We start from the raw sequence: 23916 nt of genomic DNA on the forward strand, positions 1-23916 counted from the left end.
TCCGGCCCGCCCCGACGCCCCTCCGGCCCACCCCGGGGCCCGGCCGGCCCGGCGCTGCCGGGTGGCCAGGCGGGGAGGGAAAGCGCCCGGTCTCAGCCGAGCCGGACGGACTCGCCGACGGCGATGCGGGTGTAGCGGGCGTCCGCCTCGCCGTCGAGCCAGCCGTCGAAGTTCTCCCTGCCGGCCTCGCTGTGGTAGGCGTCGTGGATCGGGACGACCTGCCCTGGGCGGACGGCGCGCACCATCTCGATCGCCCCGCGCATCGTCAGCCACGGCCCGGTGGTGGGCAGCAGCAGGGCGTGCACCTCCTGGTCGGGGACGTGCAGCGAGTCGCCCGGGTGGTAGACGCCCTCGACCAGGTAGCCGAGGTTCGGGCAGTCCGGGTGGTTGTCGATCACCTGGGCGTGTCGCCCGCCGACGGCGCGCACCGCGAAGCCGCCGGCCTCGAAGCGCTCCCCCACCGCCAACGCCCGGACGCCGTCGCCCAGTTCGGCCGCGACGTCCTCGGGGGCGAACACCTCGAGTGCCGGGTCGGCCTTCCGGGCCGCCGCCAGCAGCTCGTGGTCCAGGTGGTCGCGGTGACCGTGGGTGATCAGCACGGCGCGGACTCCCGCGAAGGCTTCCGGCGCCGTCCAGCACCCCGGGTCGATCAATACGGACTTCTTCTCGTCGTCCTCGATCCGGACGCACGCGTGGGCATACTTCCTCAGCAGCATCCGGTCAACGTACCGGCCCCCTCCGGAGAGCCGCCGCCCTTTTTCCCCAGGCCCCCTGACGCCTCGTCAGTGCCGGGGGCTCCGGGAGTCGTCAGCGCGCCGCGGCCGCGCGCAGGCGCTTCTTGTCCGGCTTGCCGACGGGCGTCAGCGGGATCTCGTCGACCAGGTGGAGCACCTCGGGGGCGTAGATCCGCCCCTTGCGGGCGGTGACGAAGGCGCGGAGTTCGTCCAGGTGCGGCTGCCGGCCGGGGGCGGGGACGACGGCGACGTGGACGTGCTCGGTCTCCTGCTCGTCGCGGACGCCGAAGACCGCGCAGCGGGCGACCGCCGGGTGGGTGAGCAGGAGGTCCTCGACCTCGGAGGGGTAGACGTGCCCGCCGACCACGATGATCAGGTCCTTGGCCCGGTCGGAGAGGTGGAGGAAGCCGTCCTCGTCGAGGTAGCCGACGTCTCCGGTGTTCAGCCAGCCGTCCCGGAGCACCTCGGCGGTGAGGTCGGGCCGCTTCCAGTACCCGGCCATCAGGGTGTCGGAGTGCACGTGGATCTCGCCCTGCTCGCCGGCCGGCAGGTCGGCGCCGTCGAGTCCGCGGATCGCCACCTCGACGCCCGGCAGGGGGCGGCCGACCGGGACGGGTTCGCCGTTGGTGATCCGGTCGTGGTCCTCGGGGGCGAGCACGGTGATCAGCTGGGCCTCCGACATCCCGTAGCCGCCGACCAGGACCGGCCCGAAGACCTTGAGCGCCTCGCGGAGCCGGGTCGGCGAGGCCGCGCTGCCGCCGTAGATGATCTGCCGGAGGCTGGACAGGTCGGTGCGGCCGATCGCCGGGTGGTCGAGCAGCTGGTGGAGCAGCGCGGGCAGCACCCAGAACTCGGTGATGCGTTCGCGTTCGACGGCCCGCAGGACGGCGCCGGGGTCGAAGGAGCGCAGCAGGACCACCGTGCCGCCGCGGTACAGGGTCATGTCGGCGAGGACGCCGGAGAGGTGGGCGAGCGGGGTGGCGGCGAGCAGGCGGGGCGCGCCTTCGGCGGGGTCGCTGCCGACCGGGGCGTCGAAGATGCTGCGGTAGGGCCCGTGCAGGCTGAGGATGCCCTTCGGGATGCCGGTGGTGCCGCCGGTGTGGCGGATGTTGAGGTCGTCCTCGGGGCCGATCCGGACGTCCGGCGGTTCGGCGGGGCGGTGGGCGGAGGCGGCGATCACGTCCTCCGCGACGGCGCTGCCCGGGCCGAGGGCGAGAATGGTCGGGACGTCGATCAGCGGGATCAACTCGGGTGCGTCGGCGTACCGTTCGGCGTCGATCAGCAGCACGCCGGTGTCCACGCTGGTGGTGATCTCGGCCAGGATCGGGGCGCTCATGCCGTCGTACAGGTTCACCACCCGGGCACCGGCGAGGCCCGCCGCGAACCGGGCGCTCAGCGCCTCGGGGGTGTTGCCGGTCAGCAGGGTGACGGTGGTGCCGCGGGTGACGCCGCGGGCGATCAGTTCGTGGGCGAGGCGGTAGGTGGCGGCGGCGAACTCGCCGGCGATGATCTCGGTGCCGTCGGCGGCGACGACGGCCCGCCGGTGGGGGTCGGTGGCGAGGGACCGGAGGACTGTCGCGGGACCGCTGACGAACTCCGCGTCGGGCATGGCTACTTCTTCGTTGTGGTTGGCAACCATGGCCTCAGGCTAACCCCGCAGGGCCGCCGCACCGGGGAGGGATTGCGGGGAATTGGCGCGAACTGTCCGTCACCGGCGCATTTCTGACGGTGCGTCATGTCAATGTTTCGGGGCTGACGATGGTGCAGATACCGTCCGTGCCGCACGCGGCGGGATCGGTGCTCGCGGCGCGCGCGGCGAGGCCGCGCAGCGCCTCCCGGGTGGCGGCGAGGTCGGCCATCCGCCGCTCGATGTCGGCGAGGTGCTCGTGGATGAGATCGGTGACGTGGGCGCACGGCGCGTGGCCGTCGTCGCGCAGCTCGAGCACCGAGCGGATCTCGGCGAGCGTGAGGCCCGCCCGCCGCGCGTCGCGGACGAAGGCGAGCCGGGTCACCGCGGTGTCCGGGTAGTCCCGGTAGCCGCCCGGGGTGCGCGGCGGCGCGGGCAGCAGGCCGCTGTCCTCGTAGAAGCGGATGGTCTTGGTCGTCAGCCCGGCCCGGGCGGCGAGGTCGCCGATGCGCATGCCCTCCACGCTAACGCTTGACCTTCCAGCGCGGTGGAAGGTTTAGCCTCGGACGACGACCCGGAGGAGTGGAGGACTCGCCCATGCGCATCACGGTGCTGACGGTGGCGGACTGCCCGAACGCGCGCCCCGCGCTGGACTTGGTGACCGGCGCGCTGGCCGGACGGGAGGCCGAGGTGAGCCTGGTCGAGGTGGCAGACGAGGCCGAGGCCGCCCGGCTGGGCATGTACGGCTCGCCGACCGTCCTGATCGACGGCGCCGACCCGTTCGCCCCGCCCGGCGCGGAGCCCAGCCTGTCCTGCCGCCTCTACTGGCACGCCGACGGCACGATGTCCGGCCTGCCGGACGCCACCGCCCTCCGCCGGGCCCTCGCCGGGCAGGCCGCCCCGGCGCAGCACGGCAGGGCCGCGGACTGCTGCTCGACCGACTGACCGGCTCGGGCCTGACCGGCTCGGGCCTGACCGGCTCGGGCCTGGCCTGCCGGTCCTGTCGGATGATCCGGCGGCGCGCGCTCGGCAAGATCGGCCGGGCAGGCCGCCCCGGCGCAGCACGGCGGGGCCGCGGACTGCTGCTCGACCGACTGACCGGCCCGGGCCCGGCCGACCGGTCCTGCCGGATGATCCGGCGACGCGCGCTCGGCAGGATCGGCCGACCAGGGCCTACGGATGGAGCGGGGCGAGGGCGGTCCGCAGTCGTCCGAGCCACTCGTCGGCGGTGCCGGTGATCCGGGGGTCGGCGGCCCGCAGGTCCGCCCAGTCGGACGGGGCGACGGCGAGGGTGTCCAGCCGCAGCCGCCCGGGGTGGCCGGGTTCGCGGGCGAGGACGCGGCGGAGGAGGCCCGGGGTGAGGGTGCACACTTCGGCGAGCAGGACGGCGTCGTACAGGTCCTTGGCCCGGCCCCGGCCCTCGGCGCCGTGGCTGTCGGCGTGCAGCCACAGCAGCTTCCAGGCGAGCGAGAGTTCCCTGCTCGCCGTCCGCACCACCGTCGCCCCGGCGCCGTCACCGCGCGGCAGGGCCGTCAGCACGGGCGGCTCGGGCAGCCGTTCGTCGCGCGCGAAGTCGATGCTCACCTCGCCCGCCGGCCGCCCGTCCGCCGTCCACTGCACGGCGATCCGCACGCCCGGCACCTCGCCGTCGTCCTGGTACGTCCACCCGCCGTCGACGCGGACGGAGTCGGGGTCGAGCGCGATGCCCGGGGCGGCGACCGGGTGCCGGGCGATCAGTTCGCGCAGCACCGCCTCCGGCCCGTCGGTGTCGGTCTCGGCCTCCGGCACCCAGTGGCACCCCTCGGGTGGGAGGTGTGCGCGCAGGCCGCGCGTTTCGAACTCCTCGAACGCCCACATCTCGTACCGGGCCGCGCCGTCGGCCGCCTCGGGCCACTGCTGAACCGCCGTCAACTCCTCGACGTACGGGTGGGGGTCGGCCAGGTCGACGGGCACCAGGGTGGACGGCTCCACGACCCAGTCCAGGTCGGCGGGTTCGCGTGCCGCCTCCCCCACCCAGGCGGGCAGCACCATGCTCCCGCGCAGCACCAGCGCGTCGCCCCAGGCCGACTCCGCCAGCAACGCCACCAAGTGGTCGAGCACCGCCCGCCGTCCCACCCGTCACTCCCTTTCCGTCCCGTTCCGCGCGGGCGACAGTAGCGGGCCGCACGGACACCGGACCGGGCTGTGACAGCCAATGCTGGTGTTACGTGTGGAAGTTATGTTGACGAACCGGTTCCACTGGGTAAACACTTGCTGACGCGGTCACGTCATGCGTGGCCACGGCTGATTCGGTCCACCGCACGACGCCCCGTCACCGGATGTTGCGGTGGTCAGTCGTGCACTCTTGCCAGGAGGACTCTCGTGGAAGCTCCTACCCTGCAAGCACCCAAGGGCGAAACCCTCGTCACCGACGCGGAGTTCGACCTCATGGTCGGCGAACTGGAGCTGGACGCTCCGGAGCACACGCCGAGCGCCTCGACCTGCGCCATCAACCACATGTACTGCGCGCTGCAGTAGGAAATCCCGGCGCGCCGTACCTGGAGCAACTCCCCCGAAAGAACGTCGCGGTGCCGCCGGATCCGGCGGTGCCCGACTCCTGCTGTGCCACTTCTACCGACAGGAGAAATCGATGGAGACGACCGTTGCTTCCACCCTCACCGTGGACGAGGAGTTCGACCTGGTGATCGGCGACCTGGAGCAGAGCCTTCCGGCGGACAGCGCCGCGCCGACGGCCGGGACGTGCGCCCGCATCTACTGCAGCCCGTACCTCTAGGCCTCACGGCCGAACAGGCCTCACGGCCGAACAGGCCTCAGGCACCACGCAGCACCACGACGCCGCGCGGCCGGCCCGACCGGCCGCGCGGCGTCGCGCATCGACCACCCGACCAGGAGCCGAATGGAACTGCGCGACCACGGCAGCACCGTCCGTGCGCCCGAACTCCCGCCCGTGACACGCCGGTTGCTGACGGCGCTGGCCGAGGGCGGGGCCGGCCGGGCGTTCCCGCCGGTGGCCGTCCCCGGGCCGGACGGCACGCTCGCCGTCGAACGCCCGCTGGGCGGCCCGTCCGAGGCGCGGGCCCTGGAGCACGCACTGGCCGACGCCCGCTTCGCGCCGCTGCACGAGGTGCTGCGGCAGATCGACGCCTGGTCCGCGCGGGCCGGCGCCGACCCCCGGCTGATCGATCCGCAGGCACTGCGGCCGGAGAACGCGGACCTGTTCGGGCCGCTGCTCACCGAGACCCTGGAGAGCTGCGTCGGCGGACCGCCCGAACGCGCCGCCGCCTTCGCCGCCGGGCGGGCCGGGCAGTTCCTGGAGTTCCTCACCCTGTTCGTCGAGCGGCTGACCCGCGACCGGCCCTCCGAACACCGGGTCACCGGCCTGTGGGCGAACGGCGACGAGACCCACAACGGCGGCCAGCGGGTGCTGCGCGTCGAATTCGCCGACGGCGCCCGGCTGGCGTACAAGCCGCGCCCGGCGACCGGCGAACTGCTCTTCCTGGCCACCGAGGGCTCGGTGTTCGCCCTGCTCGACGCGCTGCCCCCGGCGTCCGGCCCGGTCCGGCTGCCGACCATGCGGATCCGCCCGGGCAGCGGCCCGGACCGGGCGTGCTACTCCTGGCAGGAGTGGATCGAACCGCCGGACGCGTGGGGCGTCCTGCGCGCCGACGGCGGGTTCAGCCTGCGCGGTGCCATCCTCGACTCCACTGCGGCAGACCGCTACTGGCACCGCGCCGGGTCGCTGGCAGCCGCCGCGTTCGCCTTCGGGATCACCGACCTGATCGGCGGCAACCTGCTGATCGGGCAGCGCCCGGAGGACGGCGAACCGCTGCCTTTCCCGGTCGATCTGGAGGCGTACTTCGCCGACACCAAGCGCCTCTTCGAGACCGGGCTGCTGTTCGATCCCGCGGTCTCCGCGCAGCACCACACCGGCCTGGAGAACCTCGCGCGCTGGTGCGACCTGGACGGCCCCGCGACCTGCTGGCGCCCCCAACCGGACGGCTCGCTGCGCCTGGAGCGGCGAACCTTGCCGCTGACCCGGACCGAGACCCGCACCGTGGTCGGCGACACCGGGGGCCGCACCGGATACGGCCCCCACCTGACGGCCATGCTGCGCGGCATGTTCGACGCCTGGACGCTGATGTGCCGAAACCGGGCCCGGATCGCCGAGTTCCTCGCGGAGCGGGCCGCCGGCCACCTCGTGCGGGTGATCGCCCGCCCGACGGCCGAGTACCCGGACGGCGGCGAACTCCCGTTCAGCGACAGCGAGTCGGAGCAGCTCGCCCGCGGCGACGTCCCGTACTTCTTCCGCACCGCCGACGGCGGCCCGCTGCTCGCGATGCGGATGCCGCCCGGCCGCGAACCGCGCACCGACCCGGCCGACGCCCCGCAGTGGAGCGCGGACCGCCCGTGGCCGCCCGTCGCCGCCGTCCGCGAGGGCGGCAAGCTGGACCTCGCCGGCCTCGGCATCGCCCTGCGCGACGCGGTCGAGCACGTGTACGGCGACCTGGATCCGCAGCGAGAAGACCTGTACGACCCCGGGCGCGGAGTTCGGCTGAGCCTGCGCGGCCCCCGCGAGGGCGAGGTGTCCTTCGACTGGCCCGGGGCGGCCCGCCGCATCACCTACCTGTGGGACGAGACGACCCTGCGGCTGCGCATCGACCCGCTGAGCAGCCCGGCCGCCGAGGTCCGCGAACGGCTGCTGCGCCTGGGCCGGATCGACGCCTCGCTGCGCGACCCCTGGGCCCTCGGGGGCTTCACCGACACCGAGCTGGAGGCGAAACTCGACCGGCTGACCGCCACCGGGATCGCCTGGCTGCGCGGCGTGGTCGCCGAGCACGGCTGGCCCGGCCACGGCCTGGTCGGCAGGGAGGCCGCCACGGTCGCGAGCGCGCTGCTCCAGCACCACACCGGCGACCTCGCCTTCGCCCGTGAGTGCCTGGCGCTGATCGAGGCGGCGGCCGAGCGCGGCGACATGCACCGGCGCGACGCCGCCTACCTCGCCGACTCGCTGCGCCGGGCCGAGGGCCGCCCGCAGCTGTACGGCACGAAGTTCGAACGGGTCGCGGGCGGCGAACTGCGCCCCTGCCCGATCGAGGACGGGGACCGGGTGGACGAGCGCCGCGCGGCCGTCGGCCTCCCCCCGCTCGCCGACTACGCCGCCCTGCTGGCGGAGAAGTACCCGGCGCCCGAGAACCACCCGGCGCCCGAGAACTGCCCGGCGCCCGAGAACCACCCCGCGCCCGAGAACTGCCCGGCGCCCGAGAACGAAGGGGTCAAGGCGTGATCGCGACCGACTGGACCGAACTCCTCGCCCGGGTCTGGGGCAAGGAGCCCGCGCTGCTCCCGGCACCCGCCCCGGCGGACCCGGCCCACCTGCACCGCACGATCGTCGCCGCCTGCGAGCCGTTCCGGGCCGGCACGGTGTTCCGGACGCTGCCGCAGGTCCGCCTGCACACCGCGCTCGGCTGGCTCGGCGCGCCGGGGCGGCTGCTGCCCGACGCCGCCGACGCGAGCCCGGCCGACTACCAGGCCCGGCTGCGCGGCGAACCAGCCGGCAGCGGGCCGGACGCCGGATTCCTGCTGAGCGTCCGCCAACCCCTGCACACCGACTGGCCGTTGTGGTCGGCCGTTCGCGACACCCTCACCGAGCTGTGGCACCAGGTCGGCTGGCCGTGCCTGCCGGTCGAGGCCGAGCTGACCGAGGGCGACGGTTTCACCCGCGCCCGGGGCCTGGGCCGCGCCTCCGACCACGCGGTCCTGACCTGGGTGCTGGCGGGCACCATGGAGGCCGAACTGCCCGAGGCGGACGGCGGGTTCCGCGTCCTGCGGGCCACCGCCGGCGAGCTGCTGTACTGGCCGGAGGGCTCGCGCTGGCGCGAACACCACCGCGACGGCTGCATGACGCTGCGGATCTCCGTCCCCCGCGCCCAGCGCCTGGCGACCGGCGCGGTCAAGAACCTGCTGGCCGAGGACGTCCGGAACCGCCTGGAGTACGACGGCACCGTGCCCCACCTGCCCTTCCCCCCGCCCACCGACCGGCCGCCCGGCCCGGCCGCCCCGATGGTCGCCGTCGGCGAGGCGGCCCGCGCGGCGGCCGGGGGCGCGGAGCTGCCCGCCGCGCTGCGCACCCGGTGGGCGGCCTGGTACTCCACGGCCGGACTGGAACCCGCACCCGAGCCCCGCGCCGACGTCCCCCTCACCCCCGGGCACCATCTGCGGGTGGCGGGCGGGATCGTCCGGCTGCCCGACGGGCCCGGCCGCTGGATCTGGGCCGTCAACGGGCACGCCTTCCCGATCGCCGGGGCCGCGGGCGAGCGGATCGCCCAGCAGCTGCGGCCCGGCCGCGAACTGACGGTCGGCGAACTGTGCCGGGCGGTGGGCGCGGACGAGCACAACGGCGCCGTGACCGCGCTGCTGCGCAAGCTCCACCGGCTGCGGGCGATCGACCTGACCGGCAGCGAGAGGACGGACCGATGACGACGGCACACGCGAGCGACCTGGCCGTCGTCCAGGGCCCGCTCGACTGGGACGAGTTCACCACGCACTACTGGGACCGGCGACCCGTGCTGATCAAGGGCGTCCTCCCGGCGCCCTACGAGCCGCCCGAGGTCTTCGCCGCCGCCACGATCGCCACCCGGCCGCCCGGCCCGCACCTGATGCCGCCGAGCGCCCAGTTCGCCGTCGGACGCTTCCAGCAGTCCGAGCCCGCGACGTGGTTCCCGCGCGCCGAGGACGGCGCCTTCGACGGCTACCGGCGGCGGCTGGACGCCGAGTTGGCGGCCTTCTCGCGGGAGACCCGGTACGCGCTGATCGTGCACGCCTTCCACGCCTTCCACTCCGGCCAGTGGGAGCGCCAGCGGGCGTTCTTCGAACCGCTGTGGGAGCGCACCGGAATGCCGCTGTCGGGGGCGATCACCACGCTCTTCCACGGCAGTTACGACCACACCCCGGTCGGCGTCCACAAGGACCGCTTCGCCACCTTCCTGTTCGCCCTCGAAGGCCACAAGCGGATGCGGTTCTGGCGCGAGTGCCCGTGGACCGAGCCGGTGACCACCAAGCTGGACTACCAGGCCCACCTGGACACCTCGTTCACCGCCGAACCCGAGCCCGGCGACCTGCTGTACTGGCCCTCGAGCTACTACCACGTCGGCGAGAGCGTCGACGGCAGGGCCGCGACCAGCGTCAACGTCGGCGTGCCGCGCGAATCGCACCGCGCGGTCTACGACGTGGACGACCTGCTGCTGGGCCTGGACCCGGACGCGATGGTCGATCCGGACGCCGCCCTGGTGCGGCTGCCCGCCGCCACCGCCCCGCTGTCGGTGCCCGAACCACCGGCGGACGGCGCGCTGCCCGAGGCACTGGAGCAGACCCTGCGGGTCTTCCAGGAGTACCGCGACCCCGGCCTGATGGCGGAACGGGTCGCCTCGCTCTCGCTCCGCAACATGAGCGCGTCCGGCCTGTGCCCCGTCCCGCCGCCCGAGCCGCCGCGGCCCCTGGACGACGGCACGGCGGTGCGGGCCCGCGCCCGGGTGCTGTACGAGCCGGTCGGCGGGGCGCTGCTGTGCGCCGCCAACGGGCACGTGCTGCGCAGCACGCTGACGCCGCCGCAGGCGCAGCCGCTGCTGCGCCGGCTCGCCGAACGGGAGCCGGTGCCGGTCGGCGAGTTGCTGGCCGCCCTGCCGTCCGCCGCCCGCGCGGAGGCCCGCCGCCTGCTGGAGGCGCTGGAGAGCTTCCGCGCCCTGACTCGCGACCAGGAGGAATCTCTCACCAGATGGTGACGTCGAGCTTGACCAGGCCGAGGTCGTACGGGATGTCGGCGATCCGGAGGGCGATCACGGCGCCCTGGCTGCTGGTCAGGCAGAGCGTCGCGCCGGCCCGGATGCCCTTGGCGTCGTTGGCGGGGCGTTCGGCGGCGGTGGCGTAGCGGAAGCTCTTGATGGTGCCGGCCCGGGCCGCTTCGCGGCAGGTGGCCTCGGTGACCCCGGTGCCGGGCGCGAGCACGGCGGCGAGGTTGCCGAGCACCAGGGTGGGCGCCGGGTGGTCGTGGGCGACGAGCTCGTAGGACTTCTGGTCGGCCTCGGGCATCGCGTTCCAGTCCTCGTCACTGACCAGGGCGGAGAGCGGCTTGTCGTTCGGGGCGTCCAGGTCGATCAGCTCGTAGCCGGTGCTGACCACGTCGATCTGGAACGAGACGGTGCGCGGCGCGCGGACGCTCGGACTGGGCTCGGCGGACGGCGACGGGAGCGGCGGCGACGGCACGGGCGTGGAAGCGGGTGGTGACGGTGGTGCGTGGGGGGTGCTGACGGCTCCGGGGGACTTGATGCCGATGGGGAGCGCCGTGATGATGCCGGCCGCGTTCATGGCGAGGACGGCGATCGTGGCGACCGTCCCGATGATGGCGAGCGACAGCAGCATGGCGCGCCGGTCGGCCGGGGTGTCGGGGGCCTCCCAGGAGATGCCTTCGCGGCCGGCGTGGAACGTCACCCGGTCCGGGTGGCCCGCGGCGGGGTGCGGGCCGTCGGGCTGCTCACCGTCGTGAGGCGGGTGCCCGGAGTCGGGTGCGGTCACGTGGCTCTCCTGCGGTCAGATCTCGTCCGCCACCGTACAGTTGCGCCGCCGGCCCCCGGCCGCCGTCCGATGCCTGGTCAGGGGCTCGTCGGCGGCCGGTCGGCGGCTGCTCTGCTGGGCGGATGCCCCGTCCCGCGGCCGGTGGAACTGATCCTTTCGGGGTGCGCACCGATCGGGTGAATCGCTCGTTCGAGCGACCCGTGCAGGGGCCGGGGCGGTTCGAGATCCGAACGTCAGGCGGTCTCGAGGCGCTCCACGATCAGTTCGCACAGTTCGTGGGTGCGCAGCGCGTCGGTGGCGTCGAGGGTCTTGCCGGCCCGCAGCGCGTCCAGGAAGTGCAGCACCACCTGTTCGATGCCGCGCTGGCGGGCGACCGGCACCCAGTCGCCGCGCCGGCGGACGGTGGGCTGGCCCTTGTGGTCGACGATGTCGGCGAGGTTGTGGACCTCGCGCTTGGAGTCGGCGCCGGACACCTCGAGGATCTCCTCGGTGGAGCCGGAGACCCGGTTCATCAGGCCGAGCGCGGTGAACCCCTCGCCGGCCAGCGTCAGCACGACGTGCTCGACCAGGCCGCCCCGGACCCGGGAGCGGACGTCCACGTGCTCGATCTCGCCGGGAGCCAGGAAACGCAGCGTGTCCACCACGTGGATGAAGTCGTCGAACACCAGGGTGCGGGCCTGCTCGGGCAGTCCCTCGCGGTGCTTCTGCAGCACGATCAGGTCGCGCGGGCGTTCGGCGGCCAGCAGGTAGCCGGGGGCGTGGCGCCGGTTGAAGCCGACCATCAGCGATCGCCCGGTGCGCCCGGCCAGGTCGACCAAGTGGCGTGCCCCGTCGAGGTGGTAGGCCAGCGGCTTGTCCACGTACACGTCGACGCCCCGGGTGAGCAGCTTCTCCACGATCGGGACGTGCTGCTCGGTGGCGGCGTGCACGAACGCGCCCCGGATCCCGGAGTCGATCAGCTCGTCCAGGTCGGTGGTCCGGAACGGGATCCGGTAGGCGTCGCCGATCCGGTCCAGCTTGGCCCGGTCCCTGGTCATCAGCCGCAGGTCCAGGCCGGGTTGCGCGGCGAGGACCGGCAGGTAGGCCTTCTGCGCGATGTCACCGAGCCCGATGACACCGATCGGAAGGGCGGCGGTGAGGTCCGTCTCGTTGTCGCTCATTCTGGGCACTCCTGCAAGGTGGTTGACGGCCGGCGCGGGCCACCCGGCAGCATATGTCAGACCGCTGTTGAGCAGTCAGGACGCGGGTGGCCCGGCCGGTTCGTCAGCCCTCCCGACCGCCCGGCACCGCCGCCGGTGCGCCCAGCATGCGGCGGAAGTCGGCGACCGCGCCGGGCAGTTGGCCGGCGTAGCCGCCCTGCGCCAGGCGCAGCACGAAGGCGACGGCGTCGTCCGGGTGCGGGTCGGTGTAGGGCTGGTGGTTGTAGTCGAGGAACAGCAGCATCGACTCGAAGGTGGTGCGCTTGTTCCGGTCCGTCATGGGGTGGTTGCGGGACAGGGATTCGCCGAGGGCGACCGCCTTGGTCCACACGTCCGGGTAGGCGTCGGCGCCGAACACGGAGGCCTGCGGGCGGCCCAGCGCGGATTGCAGCAGGGAGCGCTCGCGGACGGTGGCGACGTCGCCCAGCAGGTGGGTGATGTCGTCCTCGTCGAGGAAGTCGGTCGGCTGGACGGTGCTCACAGGTCGGCCAGCCTCTCCAGCGTCTCCGCGTTGGCCGCGCGTATCCGCGCCACCAGGGCGGCCCGCCGCTCGGCGCGCTGCGCGGGCACCCAGGCGTGGCGCCGCGGATCGTGCTGCTCGTCCTGCTCCTGCCTGCCCTGCTGCTCGTGCTGCTGCTCCATCGCGGCGCGCCCCCTCCCGGTTCCGTCGGTTCGGGCACCGACGGTAGTGAACCGGAAGCTCTCCGTCCACCGGTTTAACGGCGGCGGGAAAGCCGTCAGACGGCTTGCCCGGCGCGGCGGTCGAGGTGCCCGGCGGCTTCGGCGAGGGCGTGCAGGACGGGCCGGATCAGCGGGTGGAGTTCGGCGCCGGCCCTGGTCGCGGCGAACACCTTGCGGGTGGCGAGGGCGCTGGTGACGGGGCGGACGGCGACCCGGCCGCGGTCGGCGGCGCGCAGCGCGGAGCGGGGGACGAGGGCGACGCCCGCGCCGGCCGAGGCGAGTGCGGTGACGGCGCTGAAGTCATCGGAGGAGTGCATCAGCCGGGGCTGGAAGCCGGCGTTCTCGCAGGCCAGCAGGACCACGTCGTGGCAGGGGTTGCCGGGGTAGGGGCCGATCCACGGTTCGTCGGCGAGTTCGGCGACGGCGACGGGGCCGGTGCCGGCGGCGAGCGGGTGGTCGAGCGGGAGGACGGCGTCGAAGGGTTCGGCGTACAGCGGGAGCCGGGTGAGCCGCCGGTCGTCGGGGCGTGGCGCGCCGCGGTACTCGACGGCGACGGCGATGTCGGCGCGGCCGTCGAGCAGCATCGGCAGGCTCGCGTCGCCCTCGGAGTCGCGGGCCTTGACGCGCAGGCCGGGGTGGGTGCCGGCGAGTGCGGCAATCGCGGGGGCGAGGACCATGGCGATGCCGGTGGCGAAGGCGGCGACGGTGACTTCGCCGGCGGCGCCGGAGCTGTAGGCGGCCAGGTCGGCCTCGGCGCGTTCGAGCTGGGCGAGGACGGCGTCGGCGTGGCCGAGCAGGATCTCGCCGGCGGCGGTGAGGCGGACGCCCCGGCCGTCGCGGACCAGCAGGGTGTGGCCGGTCTCCTGTTCGAGGGCGGCGAGCTGCTGGGAGACCGCGGAGGGGGTGAGGTAGAGCGCGGCCGCCGCGGCGGTCACGGTCCGGTGGTCGGCCACGGCCCGCAGGGTCCGTAGCCGTCGTGCGTCGATCACGGGTCAATTCTGCCAGCGCCGCGGGACTGCTCCGTACGGGTGGCCGGAGGGTGGCGCGGGGAGCCGAGGAGGTTGGCTCCCCGCGCCTTTTGCGAGCCGCCCGGGGGATGGGATGGGGGCGGCACGAAGGGTGGCGCGGGAAGCCGGGGGGTTGGCTCCCCGCGCCTTCGGCGGGCCGCCCGGGGGATGGGATGGGGGCGGCCCGTCGCGGATGGCGCGGTTGAGGGTTCGGCCCGCGCCAGGCTGTAGGGGTCTACTCGCCGAGCGCGGCGCGGGCGTCGATGAACGCGGCGATGGCGCGCTCGACGTCCTCGGTGCTGTGCGCGGCGGACAGCTGGACCCGGATCCGGGCGGCGCCGTGCGGCACCACCGGGTAGGAGAAGCCGATGACGTAGACGCCGCGCTCCAGCAGCAGCTCGGCGAGGCGTCCGGCCTTGGCGGCGTCGCCGACCATGACGGGGGCGATCGCGTGCTCGCCGGGCAGGATCTCGAACCCGGCCTCGGTCATCTTGGTGCGGAACAGCTCGGTGTTGGCGGCGAGCTTGGCCCGCAGGTCGTCGCTGGTCTCCAGCAGGTCGAGCACGGTGAGCGAGGCGGCCGCGATCACCGGGGCGAGCGAGTTGGAGAACAGGTAGGGGCGGGAGCGCTGGCGCAGCAGGGCGACGATCTCGCGGCGGGCGGCGACGTAGCCGCCGGACGCGCCGCCGAGGGCCTTGCCGAGGGTGCCGGTGATGATGTCCACGCGGTCCATCACGCCGTGCAGTTCGGGCGTGCCGCGGCCGGTGGGGCCGACGAAGCCGACGGCGTGCGAGTCGTCGACCATGACCATCGCGTTGTAGCGGTCGGCGAGGTCGCAGATCTCGGCGAGCGGGGCGATGTAGCCGTCCATGGAGAACACGCCGTCGGTGACGATCAGCCGGCGGCGGGCGTCCTGGGTGGCCTTGAGCTGCTGCTCCAGGTCGGCCAGGTCGCGGTTGGCGTAGCGGTGGCGGCGGGCCTTGGAGAGCCGGATGCCGTCGATGATGGAGGCGTGGTTGAGGGCGTCGGAGATGACGGCGTCGCGCTCGTCCAGCAGGGTTTCGAAGACGCCGCCGTTGGCGTCGAAGCAGGACGAGTAGAGGATGGTGTCCTCCTGGCCGAGGAACTGGGAGAGCCGCTGCTCCAGTTCCTTGTGCACGTCCTGGGTGCCGCAGATGAAGCGGACGGACGCCATGCCGTAGCCCCAGCGGTCCAGCGCCTCCTTGGCGGCGTCGACCACCTTGGGGTGGTCGGCGAGGCCGAGGTAGTTGTTGGCGCAGAAGTTGAGCACCTGGCCGCCGGTGCCGGAGGTGACGGTGATCTCGGCGGACTGCGGGGTGCCGATGACGCGTTCGGGCTTGAAGAGGCCGGCTTCGCGGATCTCGGCGAGGGTGGCGGCGAGGTCGTCGCGGACGGTGTCGAACACGGGGGTGTCGCTCCTAACGAAAGTCAGCGGGCTTGCCGAGAGAGGCTTACAGCGTGGTCCAGTCGAGGATGACCTTGCCGCAGTTGCCGCCGGCGGCCTCGTCGAAGGCGGCTTCGAAGTCCTGGGCGGCGTACCGGCCGGTGATCACCGGGCTGAGGTCGAGTCCGCCTTCGAGCAGCACGGACATCGCGTACCAGGTCTCGAACATCTCGCGGCCGTAGATGCCCTTGATGGTGAGCATCGAGGTGACCACGGCGGACCAGTCGATCGGGAACTGGTCGGCGGGCAGGCCGAGCATGGCGATCTTTCCGCCGTGCGTCATGTTGGCGATCATCGACTGCATGGCCTCGGGGCGGCCGGACATCTCCAGGCCGACGTCGAAGCCCTCGCGCAGGCCGAGCTTGTGCTGGCCGTCCTCGATGGTGTGCTGCGAGACGTCCAGGGCGAGGGTGACGCCGAGCTTGCGGGCCAGCTCCAGGCGGTACTCGGAGACGTCGGTGATCATCACGTTGCGGGCGCCGGCGTGCTTGGCGACGGCGGCGGCCATGATGCCGATCGGGCCGGCGCCAGTGACCAGCACGTCCTCGCCGACCATCGGGAAGGACAGCGCGGTGTGCACGGCGTTGCCGAACGGGTCGAAGATGGCGGCCACGTCGAGGTCGACGGGGACGCGGTGCACCCAGACGTTGGAGGCGGGCAGGGCGACGTACTCGGCGAACGCGCCGTCGCGGTTGACGCCCAGGCCGATGGTGTTGCGGCACAGGTGGCGGCGGCCGGCCAGGCAGTTGCGGCACTTGCCGCAGACCAGGTGGCCCTCGCCGCTGACCAGGTCGCCGACGTTGATGTCGGTGACGGCGGCGCCGAGCGCGGCGACCTCGCCGACGAACTCGTGGCCGATGGTCATCGGGGTCTTGATGGTCTGCTGGGCCCAGCCGTCCCACTTGCGGATGTGCAGGTCGGTGCCGCAGATGCCGGTGCGCAGGACCTTGATCAGGACGTCGCTCGGGCCGATCTCCGGTTCCGGGACGTCGGTCATCCACAGGCCGGGGGCGGCGTCCAGCTTGACGAGTGCCTTCACTGCGAGGGCTCCTGACGCGAAGTGCGGGCGGTCCTGCGGTCGGCAGGCCCGGGGTCGGCCCGGCGTGCGGCGGTGGACCGCCCGGGCAGGGTGAAATCTGCCTGGTCACGGGGGGTGCGGTCCATCGAGGAATTCTTAACGGGTGCCACAGCTGGGCTGAACGATCGTGCCCGAGCAGGGTGGCGGGGCGGCCTGCGGCGTGCCGTGATCCACCCGGACGGAGCAGCGCGCCGTGCCGCTGGCGGCCGCGCTGCGCGCCGTCCACCCCTTGACATGGTCTTGACAGTCTGGATTGCACAGGTCCTCCCCCACCGGGACCGGTGCCGCCTCGTCAGAACGGCGGCGCTCCCCAACCAGCCTCCGGCTTCCCCGAGTTGGCCCCGGCTCCCCGCTGCGCTCCTGCGCCGCCGCTCACGACCGGCAGGTAGTGCGCCAGGTACGCGAGGTGCTCGGGGTCCACCTCGTCCGGCCGCCTGCGCTCCCCGATCGCGTCGATGAGGCTGCCCTCGACGAAGAAGCGGTAGGCGAAGATCTCGGTGCTCGGCGCGTTCCAGAACAGCTCCGGGGGCTTCGGCACGACCAGCTCGCCGTCCGGCCCGTAGTAGTCGCCCGGGGCGCTGGTGAGGTCGCGGTCCGAACTGACCACCGCCGACTGCCCGTTGTGGTGCAGGTACAGGTACCAGACGATGCAGCTCTGCTGGTCCCGGAAGAACGCCACCAGCCGGTCGGCCGGATCGAGCGGGCTGGGCACCGGGCCGGCCACGTCCGTCCACGCGCCGCCGCCGACCCGGTCGAGGCAGCGGTGCAGACCGGACCTGGTGATCAACGCCAGGAAATCCGCCGGGAGTTCGAGCCCGTCCCGGGCCAGCTCCGCCGCGATCGGGTCCGTCACGGCGGTACGGTAGTCCAGCGGTTCGCCGATCTCGCCGAACCACGCGTAGTCGCCGACGAAGGACGCCTCGTCCAGCGGCGGCACGCTGTCCAGGGCGTAGGCCTGGAACCAGGCGAAGGTCCGGTCCCGCCCGTCGTACGGCCGGTAGGGCCCGATCCCGTACCCGGCCCAGCACGCCGGCAGCCGCACCGCCTCCGGGCCGTCACCGATCACGCCGTGCGCCGCCGCGACCACCCGCGCGGGCGGGCTCCGCCGCACCTCCGGCAACTGGACGTCCGGGTGGCCGAGTTCGCCCGGCAGCGGGTCCCGCTCGGACGGGTGGACCGGCGCGGGCCCGGTCGCGGGCACCAGGATCCGCCCGAGGTCGTCGCGCCGGTCCTCCGGCCACCGGTCGTCGATGGCCCGGGCGGCGGCGGTGCAGTCAGGACACTCGTCCCGGCCGCCGCCCCACATCCCGAACGGCGACCCGGCCAGGTCCGGCCGCTCGATCCCGCACAGCGTCCGCCGGAAGTACCCGTACGCGTGCCGCCGAGCGTCCGGCAGCATGTCCGTCCAGGCCGCCTCCCATCGCAAGTCCCACTCGCTGTACGCCTGCCGAACGATCGCGCCGTCACCACCGACCCGCACGACCGCGAAGCACCAGGTACAGATCCAGACCTCACGCGTCCACCGCGAAGGCGGCAGATCCCACTTGGCCAGGTCGTGGTCACAGATGTCACAGCGCATGACGCATGATCATGCCGCCCGCCCCCGACAGCCGCTGCCCGGGCACTATGCTGCGCCGCGTGACCGAGCCATCGAACACACGCCTCGCCGAGCTTCTCGACAGCCGGGACGGGCACGCGCCCGCGCCCGAGGCCGTGATCTCCGCGCTGTTCGAGGGCGGGGCGTTCATTCCCGTCACCGCCGACTGGAAGGTGATGTTCCTCCCTGACGACGAGATGCCCCCCACGCTGCTCGGCTTCACCGGCGCGGACGTCGGCGCGGAACTGCTGCCGTCGGCCTCCGCGATGGTGCACTGCGACGCGGCACGGCTGCGGGACATCCTCGAGAAGACCGGCGTCGCCCGGCTCGGGATCCGCTCCCGGAACTGGCAGGCATTCTTCACCGCGCAGATGCTGCGCGAGTGGGCGTCCTACGGATCCGAGGCGGAGCTGAAGCTCGACTGAGCCACCGACCCGGTCGCCGTCGCCCTGCGCGACGCGCTGGTCCGGCGGATCCGCGAGTTCGACCGCCAGGCCCTGGACACGGTCCGCCACGACCCCGAGTCCGGCCAGGTCCGGGTGGTCTCCCGCGAGTACGACAACCCACCGGCGGACAGCCCCGCGCCCCAGCCCCCGGCCAGGCGCCGCTGGTTCGGCCGCTCCTGACGGCGAGTTCAACTCCGCTGCGAAAACAGCACGTTGGCGTAGTCCGGCAGTTCGATGTCGCCGGCCTTCGCGGCCTGGGCCTCCATCAGGGTGCGCAGCGGGCGGCGGGTCATCCAGCGCATGGAGGCGGCGCGCAGTGCGATCATCGTGCGGCCGTTGGGGGCGTAGCCCGCCATGCCGCCCGGGGGGAGTTCCTGGGCCTTGGCGGCGTAGGGCTTCATCCGGTCCTGGAAGCGGGCGAAGGCGGTGGTGAAGTCGCCGTTGGCGGTGGCGAGCTCGCCGGCCAGCAGGTAGGCGCCGACCAGGGCGAGGCTGGTGCCGAGGCCGGTGAGGGGGGTGGGGCAGCAGGCGGCGTCGCCGATCAGGGCGGTGCGGCCGCGGGTGTAGCGGTCGAGGCGGACCTGGCCGAGGTGTTCGAAGAAGAAGTCGTCGGCCTCGGCCATTGCGGCGAGCAGCCGGTCGACCTCCCATCCGGCCCCGGCGAAGCGGTCGGTGAGCAGGCGCTGCTGGGCGGCGCGGTCGCGGCGGTCGTGGGCGAGGGGGGCGGAGCGGAAGCTGAGTCCGGCCTTGACCTCGCCGGGGGCCCGGCCGGGGCGGGCCATCGCCACCCGCCCGCCGGGGGCGTTGTACATCAGGAACCAGTCGTCGAGGTCGAGTTCGAGGCGGGCGGTGAACCAGGCGGTGTAGCCGCCGATGGGGACGAAGTGCTCGCTCTCGGGGCCGAAGGCGAGGCGGCGGACGGTGGAGTGCAGGCCGTCCGCGCCGACCACCAGGTCGAAGCGGCGGGGCGGGGCGTTCTCGAAGGTGACGTGCACGCCGTCGGCGTCCTCCCGGAGGGAGGTGATGGTGTCGTCGAAGAGGTATTCGACGTCGTCGGCGGTGGCCCGGTAGAGCACGGTGGCGAGGTCGTCGCGGAGGATTTCGAGGTCGGAGACGATGCCTTCGCCGCCGAAGAGTTCGGTGGGCAGCCGGGCGATGTGCTTGCCGTTCCGGTCGACGAGTGCGAGGCCGCGCTGGTCGACGGCGACCTGCCTGGCCTGGTCGAGCAGGCCCATCCGGTCGATGACGGTGCGTCCGGCGCCGCGCAGGTCGACCGCCTGTCCGCCGGGGCGGGGCGCGGGGGCGCGTTCCACCACGACGGGACGGAAGCCGGCCTTGCGTAGCCAGTACGCCAGGGTGGGTCCGGCTATGCCGCCGCCGGAGACGAGGATGTCCGCGTTCTTCATGGCACCGAACGTACGCCGTACGCTCCGCACTACGCAACCTGCAACGCCTCGATTTCAGCGATTGCTGCACTAGTGCACTAGTGCGCTCCGGGGCCGCCCGAACCCTGGTACGGTGCCAAGTCCGGCAGCTAGCATGGGCCGACTGGTGCACTAGTGCGGAGGTGGAGCGGGTGGACCGCTACGAACAGATCGCGGGCGAACTCCGGCAGCGGATCGAGCGCGGCGAGCTGCGGCCCGGCGACCGGGTGCCGTCCACCCGGGAGATCACCCGCCGCTGGAACGTGGCGATGGCCACCGCCACCAAGGTGCTGGCGGAGCTGCGCGGCCAGGGCCTGGTCCGGGCGGTCCCCGGCGTCGGCACGCTGGTCGCCGAGGCCGCCGCGCCCGCTCGGGCACAAGCGCCGGCCCGGCCCGCCGCAGGCGAGCGGCAGATCCCCCGCCGGCTCACCGTGGAGGGCGGCCTGACGCCGGATCGGATCGTCGCGGCCGCAGTGGAGATCGCCGACAACGAGGGCCTGGAGGCGCTGTCGATGCGCCGGGTCGCGGCCGAGCTGGACGCCGCCACCATGTCGCTGTACCGGCACGTCCCCGACAAGGACGGCCTGGTCAACCTGATGATGGAGCAGGTCTTCGCCGCCGTCAGGTTCTCCCCCGCCGACGCCGAACTGCCCTGGCGGGCCCGGCTGGAGCTGGCCGCCCGGCTGATCTGGGACCTGTTCCGGGCGCACCCCTGGCTGGCCTCCGCGCTGTCCATGACCCGCCCCCAACCGCTCTCCAACGCCCTGCCGTTCGGCGAGTGGGTGCTGTCCACCCTGGCCGCCGAGGGCCTGGATCTGCAGACGGTGCTCACCGCCTACCTGACGCTGTTCAACTACGTCCGCGGCACCGCGCTCAACCTGGAGATGGAGGCCGCCGCCGAGGCCGCCACCGGCCAGGACGCCGAGGCCTGGATGGACCAGCAGGAGCCCCAGTTCATGGAGCTGGTCGCCGAGTACCCCACCTTCCTCCGGCTCACCACGGAGGGCTACGACTTCGACCTCGACCAGCTCTTCGACTTCGGCCTGCAACGCCTGCTGGACGGCTTCGCCGCGCTGATCAACTCGGCCGCTCAGCCCAGCAGTTCGCCCAGGTCGTAGGAGACCGGCTCCTCCAGCTGCGCGTACGTGCAGCTCTCCGGCGTGCGGTCCGGCCGCCAGCGCTTGAACTGGGTGGTGTGCCGGAACCGGGTGCCCTCCATGTGGTCGTAGCCGACCTCGGCGACCCGCTCGGGGCGCAGCGGCACCCAGGACAGGTCCTTCTTGCCGGTCCAGCGGCTGACCGCGCCGGGCAGCCGGCTGCTCGCCTGGGCCTGTTCGTCCGCCCAGGCCCCCCACGGGTGGCCCGCCAGGTCGTCGGCGTCGAGCCTCAACGGGGCGAGTTCTTCGGCGAGTTCGCGGCGGCGGGCCATCGGGAAGGAGGCGCTGACGCCGACGTGCTGGAGCCGTCCGTCGGGGTCGTACAGGCCGAGCAGCAGGGAGCCGACCACGGGGCCGCTCTTGTGTTCGCGGTAGCCGGCCACCACGCAGTCGGCGGTGCGGGCGTGCTTGACCTTGAACATGGTGCGCTCGCCGGGCCGGTAGGGGGCGTCGAGCGGTTTGGCGACCACTCCGTCCAGTCCGGCGCCCTCGAAGCGGGAGAACCAGCCGCGGGCGGTGTCCAGGTCGGTGGTGGCGGGGGCCAGGTGGACCGGCGGGGCGGCGTCGGCCAGCAGCTGGGCGAGTTCGGCGCGGCGTTCGACCAGCGGGCGGGCGGTGAGGTCGTCGTCGTCGAGGGCGAGCAGGTCGAAGGCGACCAGCGAGGCGGGGGTGCGCTCGGCGAGGGTGCGGACCCGGGACGCGGCGGGGTGGATGCGTTCCAGCAGTTCCTCGAAGTACAGCCGCCCGTCGTGCGCGACGACGATCTCGCCGTCCACCACGCACCGCTCGGGCAGCTGCTCCCGGACGGCCTCCACCACCTCGGGGAAGTACCTGGTCAGCGGCTTGCCGGTGCGCGAGCCGAGTTCAATCTCGTCGCCGTCGCGGTACACGATCGCCCGGAAGCCGTCCCATTTCGCCTCGTACTGCATGCCGGGCGGGATCGCGGTCACGGCCTTCGCGAGCATGGGCGAGACCGGTGGCATCACGGGTAGCTGCATGCCTCCGATGGTCCCCGGCCCGCCCGCGGCGCCGCGGCGTGTCGGGGCGCCCCGGCGTGTCGTCCACCCTGCCGTACCGCAACGCGCGGTGCATGGGCGGGCCGCCTAGCGTGGACGGCATGGCTTCTGCTGTGGAACTGGAGGTCGGCGGCCGGACGGTGCGGCTGTCCAACCCGGACAAGGTGTACTACCCGGAGCCCGGGTACACGAAGCGGGACGTCGCCGAGTACTACCTGGCCGTCGCCCCCGGGGTGCTGCGCGGCCTGCGTGACCGGCCGACCACGCTGCAGCGCTTCCCGGAGGGCGTGGACGGAGAGTTCTTCTACCAGAAGCGCGCGCCGAAGGGCCGCCCGGAGTGGCTGCCGACCGCGCGGATCGCCTTCCCGTCCGGTCGCAGCGCCGACGAGATCTGCCCGACCGAGGAGGCCGCCGTGCTGTGGGCGGCCAACCTCGGCTGCCTGACCTTCCACCCGTGGCCGGTGCGCCGCGCGGACACCGAGCACCCCGACGAGCTGCGCATCGACCTCGACCCGCAGCCCGGCACCGACTTCACCGACGCGGTCCGCGCCGCGCTCCGACTGCGGCCGCTGCTGGAGGAGTTCGGCCTGACCGGCTGGCCGAAGACGTCCGGCGGCCGGGGCCTGCACGTGTACGTGCCGATCGAGCCGCGCTGGACGTTCACCGACTGCCGGCACGCCGTCATCGCGCTCGGCCGCGAACTCGAGCACCGCACCGGCGGCGAGGTCACCACCAAGTGGTGGAAGGAGGAACGCGGCGAGCGGATCTTCGTCGACTACAACCAGATGGCCCGCGACCGCACCATCGCCTCCCCGTACTCGCTGCGCCCCCGCCCGCAGGCCACCGCCTCCACGCCGCTGCGCTGGGAGGAGATCGAGCAGGTCTCCCCCAGCGACTTCACCCTGCGCACCCTGCCCGAGCGGTTCGCCGAACTCGGCGACCTGCACGCCGACATGGAGCGCCGACCCGGCTCCCTGGAACGCGTGTTGGAGCTGTACGCGCACCAGGACGCCGGCGACCTCCCCTACCCGCCGGACCACCCGAAGATGCCGGGCGAACCGCGCCGGGTGCAGCCGAGCCGGGCCAGGAAGTGACCCGCCCTCACTCGAAGAGATCGGGCTGTTCGCGGGTGATCTGGTCGTACAGCGGCTGGTAGTTGACCCAGCCGGCCAGGTCGTTGCCGATCTGCCGGTAGGTGAGGGCGGCGTTCTCGGGCGAGATCGGGATGGTGGGGCCGGCGGCCTGCGCGAGCAGCTGGACCTGGCAGGAGCGCTCCATGGTGATGAACCACCAGGCGGCGGCGTCCACGGTGCTGCCGACGGTGAGCAGGCCGTGGTTGCGCAGGATGACGGCCTTGTGCGGGCCGAGCGCGGTGGCGATCCGCTCGCCCTCCTCCAGGTCGGTGACCAGGCCGGTGTAGTCGTCGAACAGGGCGTGGTCCTGGTAGAAGGCGCACACGTCCTGGGTGATCGGCTCCAGTCGGCGGCCGAGCGCGGACAGCGCCCGCCCGTGGGTGGAGTGGCTGTGCGCGGCGGCGACCACGTCCGGGCGGGCCCGGTGGATGGTCGAGTGGATGACGAACGCGGCCTGGTTGACCGGGTAGCGGCCCTCCACCACGGTGCCGTGGTGGTCGACCAGCACCAGGTCGCTGACCTTGACGTGCTTGAAGGACATGCCGAACGGGTTGACCCAGAAGTGGTCGGTGAGTTCCGGGTCGCGGGCGGTGATGTGCCCGGCGACGCCCTCCTCGAACCCGAGCTTGCCGAAGATCCGCAGGGCGGCGGCGAGGCGTTCCTTGCGGTGGCGGCGTTCCTCCTCGACGGTGTCGAAGGTCGGCGGCAGCCGGAAGATCAGGTCGCCGGGCAGGCGGTCGAGCAGGGATTCGGTGTCGGACATGGCGGGTGACCTCTCCGTGGG

The 23916-nt window shown here is 73.4% G+C and carries 24 protein-coding genes; 9 read left to right on the forward strand and 15 right to left on the reverse strand.

Annotation, left to right across the window (positions count from 1 at the left end):
- Positions 1 to 92: 92 nt before the first annotated feature.
- The 3 genes from ACFYST_RS28090 to ACFYST_RS28100 form a co-directional block, all read right to left on the reverse strand.
- A complete protein-coding gene (locus tag ACFYST_RS28090) occupies positions 93 to 716 on the reverse strand; it encodes an MBL fold metallo-hydrolase (RefSeq protein ID WP_387866300.1) in 624 nt (207 codons plus the stop codon).
- 91 nt (positions 717 to 807) lie between these two features.
- Positions 808 to 2373 (reverse strand): AMP-binding protein, encoded by a 1566-nt coding sequence (locus ACFYST_RS28095; protein ID WP_387866303.1) that lies wholly within the window; start codon positions 2371 to 2373, stop codon positions 808 to 810.
- A 94-nt stretch (positions 2374 to 2467) separates the two neighbouring features.
- Positions 2468 to 2875 (reverse strand): heavy metal-responsive transcriptional regulator, encoded by a 408-nt coding sequence (locus tag ACFYST_RS28100; RefSeq protein ID WP_387866305.1) that lies wholly within the window; start codon positions 2873 to 2875, stop codon positions 2468 to 2470.
- Positions 2876 to 2958: 83 nt separating this feature from the next.
- Between ACFYST_RS28100 and ACFYST_RS28105 the strand changes: the two genes are divergently transcribed.
- Positions 2959 to 3306 (forward strand): hypothetical protein, encoded by a 348-nt coding sequence (locus ACFYST_RS28105; protein WP_387866306.1) that lies wholly within the window; start codon positions 2959 to 2961, stop codon positions 3304 to 3306.
- Positions 3307 to 3534: 228 nt separating this feature from the next.
- Here ACFYST_RS28105 and ACFYST_RS28110 read toward each other — a convergent pair whose 3' ends face one another.
- Positions 3535 to 4476 (reverse strand): nucleotidyl transferase AbiEii/AbiGii toxin family protein, encoded by a 942-nt coding sequence (locus ACFYST_RS28110; RefSeq protein WP_387866309.1) that lies wholly within the window; start codon positions 4474 to 4476, stop codon positions 3535 to 3537.
- Positions 4477 to 4722: 246 nt separating this feature from the next.
- Between ACFYST_RS28110 and ACFYST_RS28115 the strand changes: the two genes are divergently transcribed.
- The 5 genes from ACFYST_RS28115 to ACFYST_RS28135 all read left to right on the forward strand — a co-directional run bounded on the left by ACFYST_RS28115 (position 4723) and on the right by ACFYST_RS28135 (position 10139).
- Entirely contained in the window at positions 4723 to 4878 is a 156-nt protein-coding gene (locus ACFYST_RS28115; RefSeq protein ID WP_387641214.1) for a hypothetical protein, read from the forward strand.
- 112 nt (positions 4879 to 4990) lie between these two features.
- On the forward strand, positions 4991 to 5134 hold the full coding sequence (locus tag ACFYST_RS28120; protein WP_387641212.1) for a hypothetical protein: 144 nt from the start codon (positions 4991 to 4993) through the stop codon (positions 5132 to 5134).
- A 123-nt stretch (positions 5135 to 5257) separates the two neighbouring features.
- Complete coding sequence (locus ACFYST_RS28125) at positions 5258 to 7645, forward strand: DUF4135 domain-containing protein (RefSeq protein ID WP_387866311.1); 2388 nt, start codon at positions 5258 to 5260, stop codon at positions 7643 to 7645.
- Complete coding sequence (locus ACFYST_RS28130; RefSeq protein WP_387866314.1) at positions 7642 to 8838, forward strand: hypothetical protein; 1197 nt, start codon at positions 7642 to 7644, stop codon at positions 8836 to 8838. The genes ACFYST_RS28125 and ACFYST_RS28130 overlap by 4 nt, the downstream gene beginning before the upstream one ends.
- Positions 8835 to 10139, forward strand: coding sequence for a JmjC domain-containing protein (locus tag ACFYST_RS28135; protein ID WP_387866316.1), 1305 nt, complete (start codon positions 8835 to 8837; stop codon positions 10137 to 10139). Before ACFYST_RS28130 ends, ACFYST_RS28135 begins: the two co-directional genes overlap by 4 nt.
- Here the strand turns inward: ACFYST_RS28135 and ACFYST_RS28140 are convergent.
- The 8 genes from ACFYST_RS28140 to ACFYST_RS28175 all read right to left on the reverse strand — a co-directional run bounded on the left by ACFYST_RS28140 (position 10126) and on the right by ACFYST_RS28175 (position 17938).
- A complete protein-coding gene (locus ACFYST_RS28140) occupies positions 10126 to 10929 on the reverse strand; it encodes a hypothetical protein (RefSeq protein ID WP_387866318.1) in 804 nt (267 codons plus the stop codon). The two genes, ACFYST_RS28135 and ACFYST_RS28140, sit on opposite strands and share 14 nt — an antisense overlap.
- A gap of 233 nt (positions 10930 to 11162) precedes the next feature.
- The gene (locus ACFYST_RS28145; RefSeq protein WP_387866321.1) at positions 11163 to 12089 is read right to left on the reverse strand and encodes a Gfo/Idh/MocA family protein; all 927 of its coding nucleotides are present in this window, start codon (positions 12087 to 12089) and stop codon (positions 11163 to 11165) included.
- 103 nt (positions 12090 to 12192) lie between these two features.
- A complete protein-coding gene (locus ACFYST_RS28150) occupies positions 12193 to 12609 on the reverse strand; it encodes a type II toxin-antitoxin system death-on-curing family toxin (RefSeq protein ID WP_387866323.1) in 417 nt (138 codons plus the stop codon).
- Positions 12606 to 12770: a hypothetical protein gene (locus ACFYST_RS28155; protein ID WP_387866326.1), complete on the reverse strand. Its 165-nt coding sequence runs from the start codon at positions 12768 to 12770 to the stop codon at positions 12606 to 12608. The genes ACFYST_RS28150 and ACFYST_RS28155 overlap by 4 nt, the downstream gene beginning before the upstream one ends.
- A 95-nt stretch (positions 12771 to 12865) precedes the next feature.
- The gene (locus tag ACFYST_RS28160) at positions 12866 to 13798 is read right to left on the reverse strand and encodes a LysR family transcriptional regulator (protein WP_387641196.1); all 933 of its coding nucleotides are present in this window, start codon (positions 13796 to 13798) and stop codon (positions 12866 to 12868) included.
- A 253-nt stretch (positions 13799 to 14051) separates the two neighbouring features.
- Positions 14052 to 15242 (reverse strand): glycine C-acetyltransferase, encoded by a 1191-nt coding sequence (locus ACFYST_RS28165; RefSeq protein WP_387641194.1) that lies wholly within the window; start codon positions 15240 to 15242, stop codon positions 14052 to 14054.
- 46 nt (positions 15243 to 15288) lie between these two features.
- A complete protein-coding gene (gene tdh / locus ACFYST_RS28170; RefSeq protein WP_387641191.1) occupies positions 15289 to 16320 on the reverse strand; it encodes an L-threonine 3-dehydrogenase in 1032 nt (343 codons plus the stop codon).
- 331 nt (positions 16321 to 16651) lie between these two features.
- Positions 16652 to 17938, reverse strand: coding sequence for a hypothetical protein (locus ACFYST_RS28175; protein WP_387866328.1), 1287 nt, complete (start codon positions 17936 to 17938; stop codon positions 16652 to 16654).
- Positions 17939 to 17997: 59 nt separating this feature from the next.
- On the opposite strand from ACFYST_RS28175, the gene ACFYST_RS28180 reads away from it, so the two are divergent.
- Positions 17998 to 18381, forward strand: coding sequence for a hypothetical protein (locus ACFYST_RS28180; RefSeq protein WP_387866330.1), 384 nt, complete (start codon positions 17998 to 18000; stop codon positions 18379 to 18381).
- A gap of 209 nt (positions 18382 to 18590) precedes the next feature.
- On the opposite strand, the gene ACFYST_RS28185 is transcribed toward ACFYST_RS28180, so the two are convergent.
- On the reverse strand, positions 18591 to 19808 hold the full coding sequence (locus ACFYST_RS28185) for an FAD-dependent monooxygenase (protein WP_387866333.1): 1218 nt from the start codon (positions 19806 to 19808) through the stop codon (positions 18591 to 18593).
- A 170-nt stretch (positions 19809 to 19978) separates the two neighbouring features.
- Between ACFYST_RS28185 and ACFYST_RS28190 the strand changes: the two genes are divergently transcribed.
- Positions 19979 to 20944, forward strand: coding sequence for a TetR/AcrR family transcriptional regulator C-terminal domain-containing protein (locus ACFYST_RS28190; RefSeq protein WP_387866335.1), 966 nt, complete (start codon positions 19979 to 19981; stop codon positions 20942 to 20944).
- Here ACFYST_RS28190 and ACFYST_RS28195 read toward each other — a convergent pair.
- The gene (locus tag ACFYST_RS28195) at positions 20917 to 21981 is read right to left on the reverse strand and encodes an ATP-dependent DNA ligase (RefSeq protein WP_387866338.1); all 1065 of its coding nucleotides are present in this window, start codon (positions 21979 to 21981) and stop codon (positions 20917 to 20919) included. The two genes, ACFYST_RS28190 and ACFYST_RS28195, sit on opposite strands and share 28 nt — an antisense overlap.
- Before the next feature lie 119 nt (positions 21982 to 22100).
- On the opposite strand from ACFYST_RS28195, the gene ligD reads away from it, so the two are divergent.
- Positions 22101 to 23093 carry a non-homologous end-joining DNA ligase gene (gene ligD / locus ACFYST_RS28200; protein ID WP_387866341.1) on the forward strand — a complete coding sequence of 331 codons (993 nt, stop codon included), beginning with the start codon at positions 22101 to 22103 and terminating at the stop codon, positions 23091 to 23093.
- Between the two features lie 7 nt (positions 23094 to 23100).
- On the opposite strand, the gene ACFYST_RS28205 is transcribed toward ligD, so the two are convergent.
- A complete protein-coding gene (locus tag ACFYST_RS28205; RefSeq protein ID WP_387641173.1) occupies positions 23101 to 23895 on the reverse strand; it encodes a class II aldolase/adducin family protein in 795 nt (264 codons plus the stop codon).
- Positions 23896 to 23916 lie beyond the last annotated feature (21 nt).

Source organism: Kitasatospora sp. NPDC004614 (assembly GCF_042873675.1).
Classification (GTDB): domain Bacteria; phylum Actinomycetota; class Actinomycetes; order Streptomycetales; family Streptomycetaceae; genus Kitasatospora.

What these genes read in the sequence shown, in the direction of transcription:
- ACFYST_RS28090 (WP_387866300.1), bottom strand. Translation starts at nt 716, where the DNA reads ATGCTGCTGAGGAAGTATGCCCACGCGTGCGTCCGGATCGAGGACGAC.
- ACFYST_RS28135 (WP_387866316.1), top strand. Translation starts at nt 8,835, where the DNA reads ATGACGACGGCACACGCGAGCGACCTGGCCGTCGTCCAGGGCCCGCTC.
- ACFYST_RS28125 (WP_387866311.1), top strand. Translation starts at nt 5,258, where the DNA reads ATGGAACTGCGCGACCACGGCAGCACCGTCCGTGCGCCCGAACTCCCG.
- ACFYST_RS28105 (WP_387866306.1), top strand. Translation starts at nt 2,959, where the DNA reads ATGCGCATCACGGTGCTGACGGTGGCGGACTGCCCGAACGCGCGCCCC.
- ACFYST_RS28100 (WP_387866305.1), bottom strand. Translation starts at nt 2,875, where the DNA reads ATGCGCATCGGCGACCTCGCCGCCCGGGCCGGGCTGACGACCAAGACC.
- ACFYST_RS28155 (WP_387866326.1), bottom strand. Translation starts at nt 12,770, where the DNA reads ATGGAGCAGCAGCACGAGCAGCAGGGCAGGCAGGAGCAGGACGAGCAG.
- ACFYST_RS28120 (WP_387641212.1), top strand. Translation starts at nt 4,991, where the DNA reads ATGGAGACGACCGTTGCTTCCACCCTCACCGTGGACGAGGAGTTCGAC.
- ACFYST_RS28175 (WP_387866328.1), bottom strand. Translation starts at nt 17,938, where the DNA reads ATGCGCTGTGACATCTGTGACCACGACCTGGCCAAGTGGGATCTGCCG.
- ACFYST_RS28195 (WP_387866338.1), bottom strand. Translation starts at nt 21,981, where the DNA reads ATGCAGCTACCCGTGATGCCACCGGTCTCGCCCATGCTCGCGAAGGCC.
- ligD (WP_387866341.1), top strand. Translation starts at nt 22,101, where the DNA reads ATGGCTTCTGCTGTGGAACTGGAGGTCGGCGGCCGGACGGTGCGGCTG.
- ACFYST_RS28205 (WP_387641173.1), bottom strand. Translation starts at nt 23,895, where the DNA reads ATGTCCGACACCGAATCCCTGCTCGACCGCCTGCCCGGCGACCTGATC.
- ACFYST_RS28145 (WP_387866321.1), bottom strand. Translation starts at nt 12,089, where the DNA reads ATGAGCGACAACGAGACGGACCTCACCGCCGCCCTTCCGATCGGTGTC.
- ACFYST_RS28095 (WP_387866303.1), bottom strand. Translation starts at nt 2,373, where the DNA reads ATGGTTGCCAACCACAACGAAGAAGTAGCCATGCCCGACGCGGAGTTC.
- ACFYST_RS28185 (WP_387866333.1), bottom strand. Translation starts at nt 19,808, where the DNA reads ATGAAGAACGCGGACATCCTCGTCTCCGGCGGCGGCATAGCCGGACCC.